We start from the raw sequence: 1,363 nt of genomic DNA, 5'->3' as shown, positions 1-1,363 counted from the left end.
ACTGTTTGCCCCCGAGGATTGCCCCATACGTTTAAACCGTAAAACAGGTAAAGTTTATATTTATGATCATTCTCTTTTATATTTTGGAACATGGGCTACCTTTACTCGCTCGCCCTTTAGAGCCAAAGAGATAACCGTTAAAGAGTTTAATTGGGCAGATATTCAAGGGTGTATGACCTCAGTATCAGTTCCTCTTTCTAGTGGCGGAACGGTTAGAAGTTATCGTCTAGAGTGTGTGGTATGTGAGCCTAATACCACCAATGTAATTGACCACTTTCTGTTGGCGACCGGTAGTAGTTTAGGTTATGAATGGATGTGGATAAATAGCTATATGGCTTTTTCTGATAAAAATTTGGATGCCGAATTTATGCCAGAAGAAGACTTTACTTGGCCAATCAAAGTCAACTGGCCAGAAGAAATCGACAAAAAATCCAAAGCTAGCTCGCTTGAAGAATATCAACAAATAGATGCCGAATATAAAAAGTTAGGGAATAAATAATGCCATCCAAATACCAACCGCAAGTTTCCGCATGGCGCGAAGATTTATACAAAGGGGTTTATACAACGCAATTGCCTTTAACTAATAATAAAAAATTACGTTATGCTAATGATGATTATTGTGAGCTTTCTCGGCGGTTCACAGGGATGGGAAGCTTATTAATTAGATTGATTGTTATTATTCTTTTCTTTATATGTGTATTGATGATAATTTCTGGATTAGCTGCTGTACTTTTTGCTATATTTTATCTTGATACCCATAAAGCACTATTTATTCTTTCATTTTTTTTATTTTTAATATCCAGTCCAATATTTATTCAATTTTTTCTTACTTTTTTATTCTGTCCTGAAGATTGTCCTGTTCGCTTTAACCGTAAAACAGGTAAGGTTTATGTTTATGACCATTTTCTGTTATATTGTGGTTCATGGGCTACCTTTACTCGTTCCCCCTTTAGAGCTAAAGAGATAACCGTTAAAGAGTTTAATTGGGCAGATATTCAGGGGTGTATGACCTCAGTATCAGTTCCTCTTGCGAGTGGCGGAACGGTTAGAAGCTATCGCCTAGAGTGTGTGGTATGTGAGCCTAATACTACTAAAGTGATTGACCATTTTCTGTTGGCGACCGGTAGCAGTTTAGGTTATGAATGGATGTGGATAAATAGCTATATGGCTTTTTCTGATAATAATTTGGATGCCGAATTTATGCCAGAAGAAGACTTTACTTGGCCAATCAAAGTCAATTGGCCAGAAGAAATCGACAAAAAATCCAAAGCCAGCTCGCTTGAAGAATATCAACAAATAGATGCCGAATATAAACAGTTAGGAAATAAATAATGCCATCAAAGTACCAACCGCAAGTTTCCGC

Annotated in this window: 2 protein-coding genes; both read left to right on the top strand. The window is 37.0% G+C overall.

What is annotated here, in order from left to right; genetic code table 11:
* The coding region (locus A9G45_RS14365; RefSeq protein WP_218057034.1) for a DUF6708 domain-containing protein at positions 1 to 499 on the top strand (499 nt) is incomplete at its 5' end.
* Complete coding sequence (locus A9G45_RS04630) at positions 499 to 1,332, top strand: DUF6708 domain-containing protein (RefSeq protein ID WP_065566244.1); 834 nt, start codon at positions 499 to 501, stop codon at positions 1,330 to 1,332. The genes A9G45_RS14365 and A9G45_RS04630, both read left to right, overlap by 1 nt.
* The last annotated feature ends 31 nt before the right edge of the window (positions 1,333 to 1,363 follow it).

The organism is Gilliamella sp. HK2, assembly GCF_001690265.1.
In the GTDB taxonomy this organism is placed as follows: Bacteria; Pseudomonadota; Gammaproteobacteria; order Enterobacterales; family Orbaceae; genus Gilliamella; species Gilliamella apicola_C.
Note: the sequence above shows the minus strand (reverse complement) of the source record. Positions and strands in the feature narration are given on the sequence as shown.